At 64.9% G+C, this 8,712-nt stretch carries 8 protein-coding genes; 2 read left to right on the forward strand and 6 right to left on the reverse strand.

Annotated features, from left to right (window positions below; all coding sequences use genetic code 11):
- Window positions 1-45: 45 nt before the first annotated feature.
- The 4 genes from ACLQ3C_RS20505 to ACLQ3C_RS20520 all read right to left on the reverse strand — a co-directional run bounded on the left by ACLQ3C_RS20505 (window position 46) and on the right by ACLQ3C_RS20520 (window position 2,657).
- On the reverse strand, window positions 46-1,464 hold the full coding sequence (locus ACLQ3C_RS20505) for a hypothetical protein (protein WP_425706946.1): 1,419 nt from the start codon (window positions 1,462-1,464) through the stop codon (window positions 46-48).
- 4 nt (window positions 1,465-1,468) lie between these two features.
- Window positions 1,469-1,762 (reverse strand): hypothetical protein, encoded by a 294-nt coding sequence (locus ACLQ3C_RS20510; protein ID WP_425706947.1) that lies wholly within the window; start codon window positions 1,760-1,762, stop codon window positions 1,469-1,471.
- A 143-nt stretch (window positions 1,763-1,905) separates the two neighbouring features.
- Complete coding sequence (locus ACLQ3C_RS20515; RefSeq protein WP_425706948.1) at window positions 1,906-2,337, reverse strand: YbaB/EbfC family nucleoid-associated protein; 432 nt, start codon at window positions 2,335-2,337, stop codon at window positions 1,906-1,908.
- Complete coding sequence (locus tag ACLQ3C_RS20520) at window positions 2,319-2,657, reverse strand: DUF2694 family protein (protein WP_425706949.1); 339 nt, start codon at window positions 2,655-2,657, stop codon at window positions 2,319-2,321. The genes ACLQ3C_RS20515 and ACLQ3C_RS20520 overlap by 19 nt, the downstream gene beginning before the upstream one ends.
- 235 nt (window positions 2,658-2,892) lie before the next feature.
- Here ACLQ3C_RS20520 and ACLQ3C_RS20525 point away from each other — a divergent pair, with 235 nt between their 5' ends.
- Both ACLQ3C_RS20525 and eccA read left to right on the forward strand, forming a co-directional pair.
- The gene (locus ACLQ3C_RS20525) at window positions 2,893-5,364 is read left to right on the forward strand and encodes an AAA family ATPase (RefSeq protein WP_425706950.1); all 2,472 of its coding nucleotides are present in this window, start codon (window positions 2,893-2,895) and stop codon (window positions 5,362-5,364) included.
- On the forward strand, window positions 5,361-7,205 hold the full coding sequence (gene eccA, locus ACLQ3C_RS20530; RefSeq protein ID WP_425706951.1) for a type VII secretion AAA-ATPase EccA: 1,845 nt from the start codon (window positions 5,361-5,363) through the stop codon (window positions 7,203-7,205). The genes ACLQ3C_RS20525 and eccA overlap by 4 nt, the downstream gene beginning before the upstream one ends.
- Before the next feature lie 22 nt (window positions 7,206-7,227).
- Here the strand turns inward: eccA and ACLQ3C_RS20535 are convergent, their stop codons facing one another.
- Window positions 7,228-8,109: an immunity 49 family protein gene (locus ACLQ3C_RS20535; protein ID WP_425706952.1), complete on the reverse strand. Its 882-nt coding sequence runs from the start codon at window positions 8,107-8,109 to the stop codon at window positions 7,228-7,230.
- A gap of 315 nt (window positions 8,110-8,424) precedes the next feature.
- The coding region (locus ACLQ3C_RS20540; protein WP_425706953.1) for an ATP-binding protein at window positions 8,425-8,712 on the reverse strand (288 nt) is incomplete at its 5' end.

Below are 8,712 nucleotides of genomic sequence, written 5' to 3' on the forward strand. Positions count from 1 at the left end.
CTCCTGGGTTGTGGGTGTTGTGGTGCGGTGACGGCGAATGCGTCGTCAGATTCTCAGGTCGATGTCGGGACCGGTGTTCGGGTCGGTCTCGCCGATCACGGCAGGCGCCACGTCCGAGAGGTCCCCGACGATCTCGCTGCCGGACTCGGAGGTGTGCAGGAAATCGGCGGCGGTGTAACCACTTCCGGCGCCCTTGCCGGCGCCGGCTCCTGCTCCGGCCGACCCCATTCCGCCCATCGGCCCATAACCGCCGCTGCCGGTGGTGGTGGCGGAAGCAGTGGTTGCCGCGGCTGTGCGCTGTTGCCCGGAATTCGTCGATTCCTCGGTCGGCGGGGTGCCCGAAGGGGTGGTCCGGGTACCCGGCGGTGCGGAGACGGGCGACACTCCGAGTCCCCCACCACCGGCGGGTTTGCCGCCACCCCCGCCGCCTGCGGGTTTACCACCGCCGCCACCACTGCCCGACGGCCCCGCACCGATCCCGACAGGACCGGTCGCGGTCGAGGTGTCGATGTCGGTCGACGTCTTGTGCCGTGCCTTGTCGACCGCTTCCCCGATCTTGGTTCCCGCCTCCACCGACGACTGGGCGATCTTCTGGCCGGCGGTGAACACCTGCTCCACCACACCGAATGCGGGCTGCATCAAGCCGGTCCCCATCTGCACCATCGACGAGATCATCTCGGTGGGTACCTGCGGTGCATTGGTCACCGACACCGGCGCGCCGTCGGCGGCGACCTCAGCGGTGTTTGCGGCCATCAATCCCTTGTGGACACCCATCACGGCAGTGGTGCGTGCGATCGCATCGGTGGCGGCTGCCACCGCCATCGCCTGCCCCCACGGCGTGACGATCTGCGGCAACGCAACAGCCATGGTGGCCTCGAATTGCGTGATGATCTCGAGCAGATGCGCTTCGGTCGTCTTGGTGTCGATCCCGGCCTGCACCACGTTGCCCTTGATCTTGGTCGACTGTGCGCCGACCTCGGTGCCGTCCTTGCCGAGTTGCGCCGTTTTCACCGCCGCGGCATCGGCACCCTCCCCCTGCCAACCGTGTTGCATCGCGGAGATCATCGTCGGCAGAGATGACGCCACCGAGGAGAACGCGCTGGTGATGGATTCGAAGATCTTCGTCGGGTCCAGTGCCTCGAAGATCCCGTTCCCCAATGTGCCGAGCGCATCGAGCACCGGCTGGATCAGGGCACCGCCGTCGATCGATGCCAGGGTGTTGCCACCATCGGGCGGCGCCGCACCGGGCGCACCGGGTGGACCAGGCAGTGCCGGAAGACCGGGAATCGGTCCGGGCGTGGGGATTCCGGGCGGCACGGGGAGACCGAGTCGACTCAAGATCTCACCGGTCGGTGTGTTGAGGTACTCGTCGAGGCGGCCCTCGATGGCGCCGATCACCGGACTGGGGTCGTACCCCGGCATCTGTGCCGCCACCCCGGCGACGGACTCTGTGGGACTTGCCACGTGGTCAGGCCTGCATACCGTCGGCGGAATACGTCGCGGCGGCCGCGCCCGTGGCGCCCGCCGACATCATTGCATGTCCCGCCGATACCAGAAAGGACGCGGCCAGATTCGACGCCTGCGCCGGCGCGTAGCCGAGAAGATACTCGACGCCGATAGGACCGACCGCCAGCCCGACCGCGGCGACCATCGCCTCCGCATCGGCACTGGACGCGAGCGCGATCAGATCGCTCGCCGACATGTTCGCCGCCGCGAACGTCTCGATCACTCCCGGCGTCACCGCCAGAATCCCGTTGGACATGTGTCGTAGACCCCCCACCCTTATGAAACCGTTCATTCGCAACTTGAACATAGTCAATCAACGGATCACGGCACGCGCAACCTCAACCACGGTATGTCGTCGCCATGAATGACTTCTACCCGCCGTCACCGAATCATGCGGATTCAGCCGTTGCCGCGCAGGCGTTCTGGAGATCTTCGCGGTTGCGGATCGGGCAATTCCGGCAAAGGGCGTCGGGGTGTGACCGTCGTCCCGTCCCATCGCTCGAGCTGCTCGCTCTGGCAGTGGGCGAATTGATCCGTGAACTCCTGGATCAGATGATTCCGGCGGTGCAATGACGCACGCGCCGCATGCTGCGCGGTCTCGACGATCAGGGCCGAAAGCGAGGAATCGGTGTGTCGGGTGATGCCGGCACTCAACCACAAGCCGGTCATCGCGCCGACCCCGTCGACCTCGACGGTCACGACCCTGTCCGGGCTCGACACCCGGACCCGGATGCCGGTGGTCTGCGCCTGCAGCGACTCCATCAGGTCGCGTTGTTTCTCGATACGCGCGAGCACCGAGTTCGCCAGCGTCCTCATACCGACCTCAGCCATCCGTCTCCGGACTGTTCGTCCTGAGCCCGCTCATCGAGTTCCTCGAAGTCGCGCAGATCGTCCTCGGTGGGTAGCTGCGCATATCTGATCACCTGCGGATCGGTCCCCTGCTGGACCAGTTCACGCCGTATCTCGACCTGCGCGCGCATGGCCGCCAGCTTGCACAATCGCAGGATCTCGTCGGCGAGCACCTGCGGATCGCCCTGAAGCTTGCGGGCATCGATGCGCAGCGCCATCGGCAGTCCCACCTGCGTGGTCCGGACCGCGACCGACCCCGAGCGAGACTGTGCTGCCGACATCATCGGCGGTGGCAGAGCCATCAATCCTCCCATTCACTAACATGACGCAACAACACCCCTCGGCACGGCTCACGATACAGTCGACTGAGGTCAGAACACGCGCCGCCGAAGGTGCGATGCGTCGAACGGGGTACACATGCTTGCAGACGATCACGGGGAGTCACATACCCCTCCGTGGCTGTCGGGGTCTCCGGACGACGAGGCAAATCGCTTCAGCACCAACCGTTCTGACACAAGAACGACCACCGAAGGTGGCTTGTCCGATGCGGACGCCACGCCGAGAAACACCGACACGCCGGCCGGACGCCCCGTCAGCCCTCAGGACGACCCGACCAGCCCAGATTTCAATCCATTTGCCGGACTGTTCGGCGGAGCCGGCGCGGCGCCGCCCAGCGGCGGGACCACCGGCGCCGACGAGCAGGTGGACCAGGACAATCCCCTGCTGGCGGTTTTCGGTGCCGGCCCACGCGACACGTCCGTCATCGACGATCCCGCAGCCCTCGACGAGTCGGGAGCCGGTGACGCGGAAACGCTGCCCGAATCGCCGGGCTCCGCGAGGGTCGACCCGCCGCTCGACGACGATCTGGGCTTCGGTGCGATGTGGATGCCACTGAGCTCTCCCGACACCGACACGGCCGACAGCGATTCCGCCGAGTCCGGCGATGCGCCCGCAGACGAAATCGTCATCCCGTCCAAAACCGAGCGCACCGAGACAGAAGCAGATGAGGAAAGCGATCTCGACGAGATCGAAATTCGTGCAGCACAATTACTCTCGCGACTCGATCGAACTCAGGTGGAGTCGGAGCCGCACCCGGATCTCACCATTCCGACGCTCGCCGACGAGCCGATCGACGAATCCCCGCAGAATGTTCCGTTCGATGCCGCCGGTCCCGAAAGCCTCCCGGAGCATGACATCACCCGGGACCGCGACGAACTCCACGACACCGGCGACTTCGCCGCCCTCCCGACACCATCCGAGAGTGCGCAGAACGGCGACCCATCGGACGGCCCCGAAGAAGCGGAGGCGAAGGCCGCGCACCGTCCGGATACGCCACCACAACCTGGCCCCGTGCCCGCTCCGGCGCCCGCATCCCGCCGCCGTCGACGCCCCGCGCGACCGCCGTGGCAGCAGGATGCAATCGGACAGAGCCCCACGCCATTGGAGCCCACCGAACAGGACCGGGTGACACAAGGCTCACTCGTACCGCTCCCACCACAGGCGCCACCCAGTCCACCCTCCGCGCCTTCGCCCGAACCACCGATCGACCAGACGTCGATGACCTCGGTGCCCTACCCCGCTGCCCCACAAGCATCTACACCACCGCCCAGCACTCCGGAACGTCCGGTGCCGCCGCCCCGGACCGCCGCGCCGACGACAGATCCCGTGACGCCTCATCCGCGCCACGCCGAGCCTGTCCCGCACGCCCAGTCTGGGCACTTTTCCCCTGCTCATCAGCACCCAGCACCTCCGTGGCCCGGGTACCAGCCTCCCGCCCATCACGTACCCGCCCCGCCACCCGCACAAGACTTTTCCGGTCACTACCCGACACCGCAGTACTCAACCTCCCAGTACCCGGAACCTCAGAACCCAGCGCCCGGCTATCGTCCCCCGCAGTACGAGGGCCCGCCGCCGCAGCACCCCGGACCCAACGGCCCGATACCGAACGGACCGATACCGAACGTCCCGGCGCCGGACAGTTCGGCGCCCATGGCGCCACCGTTTGTTCCGGCGCCCGCACCGGCGTATCCGTCAGACCTGTCGCGCCAACCCGACGCCGTACCGTCATTGGACGAAGCCCATCAGCGGGATCGCAGAAGCGAAGCACCGCAAGCGGGTTGGCGCCGCGCAGTGTTCACCGCGTCCTCAGGTCACGTCAATCCGGGCGACTCTCGTGCGGCCCGACGGCGGCAACACCTGATCGATCAGATCCGGCGGCCGATCAACGGCGACTTCCGGATTGCCATGCTGTCGATGAAGGGTGGCGTGGGCAAGACCACCACCACTGTGGGCCTCGGCTCGGCGCTGGCCACTGTGCGTGGGGACCGCGTGATCGCGCTCGATGCCAATCCCGACCGCGGCACACTTGCCGATCGGATTCCGGGCCGGACCGCGGCCAATGTTCGCGACCTGCTGAACATGGGACCCATCAATCATTACGCGGCGGTGTCGAACCTCACCTCGACATCACCGAGTCGTCTGGAAGTCCTTGCCTCCGAGCAAGACCCGGCAGCCGCGAGCGCGTACGACGAGGCCGACTACCGGCGCACCATCGATACCCTTGCGCGCTACTACAACATCATTCTCACCGACTGCGGTACCGGCATCATGCACTCGGTGATGGGTGGGGTTCTCGATCTCGCCCACGCGATCGTCCTGGTGACCACCCCGGCAATGGATGCCGCCCGCAGTGCCTCGGCCACACTCGACTGGCTCAATTCCCACGGCTACGGGCGCCTGGTGCGTGAGGCGCACGTGGTCCTCAGTTCGTCGCGCCCGCAAACGGGCCAGGTGAAGGTCGACAAGATCGTTGATCACTTTGCCGCACGATGCAATTCGATTCACCTGATTCCGTTCGACCAGCATCTCGCCGAGGGCTCGGCAATCGACTTCACACATCTCAAGGCGCCCACCCAGCAGGCGTTCCTCGAACTCGCCGGCAACGTGTCCAACAGCTTCGGGATGGTGCGCCGCCACCCGGAGATCCGATACCGACGGACGGAAATATGAGCCAGAACACACGCGATGCGCAGCGGGTCTTCGATGCCGGTGTGCTGTCCCTGGGTATAGCGATCGACGGACTGCAGACCGAACGCGACGAGAGCTATGCCCTTCGCGCCTTCACTCGCGCCACCGAACGAGACCCCGACATGTGCGATGCATGGTTGGGTCGCGCCGCGTGCGGCGAGGTGACCTCCGAGGTGCGCTACAACCTCTATCGGACGTCCACCACCACCCTGTTCCGCGAGCAGCGCCGGCTCGGTCTGGCGCCGCGGGAACTGGGCGGACGCTTTCAGACCGGACTCTACATCGACTACCCGATGGCCAACTTCACCGAGATCTGGCTCGCCCACGCCGCCGGTCTGATCGATGACGGCGAATACGGGGAGGCCGAAATCACCCTGGACACTCTGGCCCGGTACCGCCCGAACATGCCCGAACGCGATCGGCACTCCGACGAGATCTGCGCCTACGTTCGCGGCATCCTGCACTTCACCACCCAGCGCTGGCCCGACGTGCTTGCCGCACTGGACAAATCGGCGTCCTTCTGTGATGAGTACATCAAGTGCGGTGCGCACCTCATGGTCGGTTCGGCCTGCGCGCAACTCGGCCTTTTCGGAGAGGGTATCCGCAGACTGGAGGCCGCAGCGGAGGGACCGATTCCCGCCGCAGTCACCGACGCCGAGTTCTGCCGCGGACTGACTTTGCGCGAGATGAGCCGCGAAGAGGACGCACGCGCGATCTTCGAACGTGTCTACTCCGAGAAGCCCACCTTCGAGGCCAACGCGGCGGCGCTCAATGATCCCAAGTACCGATTGGTGATCACCGATCGCGCCACGATCGAGTCCCGCACGGACCGTTGGGATCCGAACTCCGCACCCGATCCGCGTCTCCAGGTGTCGGCCGAGGAGGCCGACCGCAGCGCGAAGCTACTCGCCGAAGCCCAGGAGGAACTGGCCGCCCAGATCGGGCTCGACGAGGTCAAGACGCAGGTCGCCAAACTGCAGTCGTCGGCCAAGATCGCCAAGGTTCGTGCCGAAAAGGGTTTGGCAGCAAATTCACGGAGCAATCACCTGGCTTTCACCGGTCCGCCCGGTACCGGCAAGACGACGATCGCGCGTGTGGTTGCCAAGATCTATTGCGGGCTGGGCATTCTCAAGACATCCACTGTCGTAGAGGCCAAGCGTGAGGATTTCGTCGGCCAGCACCTGGGTAGTACCGCACTGAAAACGTCGGCGTTGATCGACACCGCGATGGACGGTGTGCTGTTCATCGACGAGGCCTACACACTCATCCAGAGCGGGCTATCCGGCGGAGACGCCTTCGGGCGGGAGGCCGTGGACACGCTCTTGGCACGGATGGAGAACGATCGCGACCGCTTGGTTGTCATCATCGCCGGCTACGACGGGGAGATCGATCGCTTCCTCGCGGCCAACGACGGTCTGGCGTCGCGCTTCGCCAAGCGAATCCGCTTCCCGTCCTACACCCCAACCGAACTCGGGCAGATCGCCCAGGTCATCGCGAAGTCGCGGGATTCGGTGCTGGCCGATGACGCACTGGACGACCTCGTTGCGGCGTGCGAGCCGCTGTTCAGCACGGAGTCCATCGACCAGAGCGGGCTACCCCGACGCAACATCGACCGGGCGGGCAACGGCAGGTTCGTGCGCAACATCGTCGAAGCCGCCGAGGAAGAGCGCGAATATCGCTTGTCCGAGGATCCGGGCATGGACTTCGACAATCTCGATGCCGAGCACCTCATGCGGGTGGAAGCCACCGACATGCGCGCGGCCATTGGCATTGTGCTCGGAAACCTCGGCCTGGGGCGCGTCGATTCAGGCTCTCAGGTCTGACTTCGCGCCGAGTCGGCGACGGCTACCGCAACCGATCCCGACGCTCATACAACAACGCCGCCGGCAAATACTGCGACTCCACCCCCACCTCGAAATCCGAATCCACCGCCGCACACACCGGACCCAAAACCCGCCACGGCACAAAACCCTCCTCCTCACGCACCCGATTCTCCACCGGCCGCGTGTAATACTCCTTATTCGCCTCCAACGCCGTCCGCACATCACCCCGAAACTCACTACCGCTCCCCGACACCACATCCCACAACAACCGCACCGACGGCCAATCCACCTGCAACACCAGTTCCGCACCCGCCACCGGCGCCAACTCCGGATCGGTCAACCGCATCGCCTCCAACACCTGCTGCGCCACCGGCTCCCCCCGCTCACCTCGCAACAACATCTGCCACGCCAGCGCCCACTGCTCGCCGTACGGATCCGACCACATCCCCTCCGATCTCGATGCAGCCCGCCACTCCGGCTCGAAATCCCGCAACACATCCAACAACCCCCGATCCCGCGCCACCAACCCCAACCACAACGCATACAACCACCCCGAAGTAGTCGTCCGCGGATTCGGACCCGACGACCCCGTCTCAAACTCCCGCCCCAACACAGAAAACGACAACCGATGCTCACCCTTCGGCAACGACGCCCGCGCAAACTGCACCCGCGTCACCTCACACGCCGCATCCAACATCGACCACACCTCCTCCCCCACCACACCACCCGAACCCACCAACGACCACACACACACATCCAGTAACTCATCCCGAAGATAATGAATCCGGTCGCTATTCCACGGACGGTCCATCGTCAAGGAGACGTCAAGAGAGCGTCGAGCCCCAGCGAGCCTCATCGTCACATAAGCCGGGTCCCATTCGTGCCACCGCTCAATGTCTATCATCAGCTAGAATCTCCGTTCGTTTCCTTGACTTTATCGTCAGCTTCTGTCGATCGGATATCGAACTCTCGATGCCGATATCCCGAATACGATCCATTTTTGTCGACTCTCGCCCGCACCAACTCGTAACGCAGGTTACCGAATTTCATCGCGTCTTTCATCGTCAGCGCCAGAGCCAGCCGCTGCACGTCTCCGCCTTTTCCCATGGTCGCGAGGACCGATTCGAGATATTCCCGACGCCCCTGGTGATAGGGTCAACGGCGGGTGAAATCTGACCCCTTTTCGACGTCCGAAAATTGACCCCCTGTGGTTGTGTTTTTACTGTTTGCCCGGTTCGGGCGTGGTTGTGAGGAGTTCCCGCCGGGAACGGGTGCGGTAGGAGTCTCCGCTGAGAGCGAGGACTTCGGCGTGGTGGACGAGTCGATCGATCATGGCGGCGGCGACGATGTCGTCGTTGAAGATCTCGCCCCACCGGCCGAACGGCATGTTCGAGGTGATCAGGATCGAGCCTTGTTCGTAGCGGTGGGCGACGAGTTGGAAGAACAGGTTGGCCTGATCGGCATCGAAGGGCAGGTAGCCGACCTCGTCGATGATCAACAGTTTGTA

The organism is Gordonia sp. DT30 (assembly GCF_049844915.1).
Taxonomy (GTDB): Bacteria; Actinomycetota; Actinomycetes; order Mycobacteriales; family Mycobacteriaceae; genus Gordonia.

What these genes read in the sequence shown, in the direction of transcription:
- ACLQ3C_RS20510 (WP_425706947.1), bottom strand. Translation starts at nt 1,762, where the DNA reads ATGTCCAACGGGATTCTGGCGGTGACGCCGGGAGTGATCGAGACGTTC.
- ACLQ3C_RS20515 (WP_425706948.1), bottom strand. Translation starts at nt 2,337, where the DNA reads ATGGCTGAGGTCGGTATGAGGACGCTGGCGAACTCGGTGCTCGCGCGT.
- ACLQ3C_RS20520 (WP_425706949.1), bottom strand. Translation starts at nt 2,657, where the DNA reads ATGGCTCTGCCACCGCCGATGATGTCGGCAGCACAGTCTCGCTCGGGG.
- eccA (WP_425706951.1), top strand. Translation starts at nt 5,361, where the DNA reads ATGAGCCAGAACACACGCGATGCGCAGCGGGTCTTCGATGCCGGTGTG.
- ACLQ3C_RS20535 (WP_425706952.1), bottom strand. Translation starts at nt 8,109, where the DNA reads ATGATAGACATTGAGCGGTGGCACGAATGGGACCCGGCTTATGTGACG.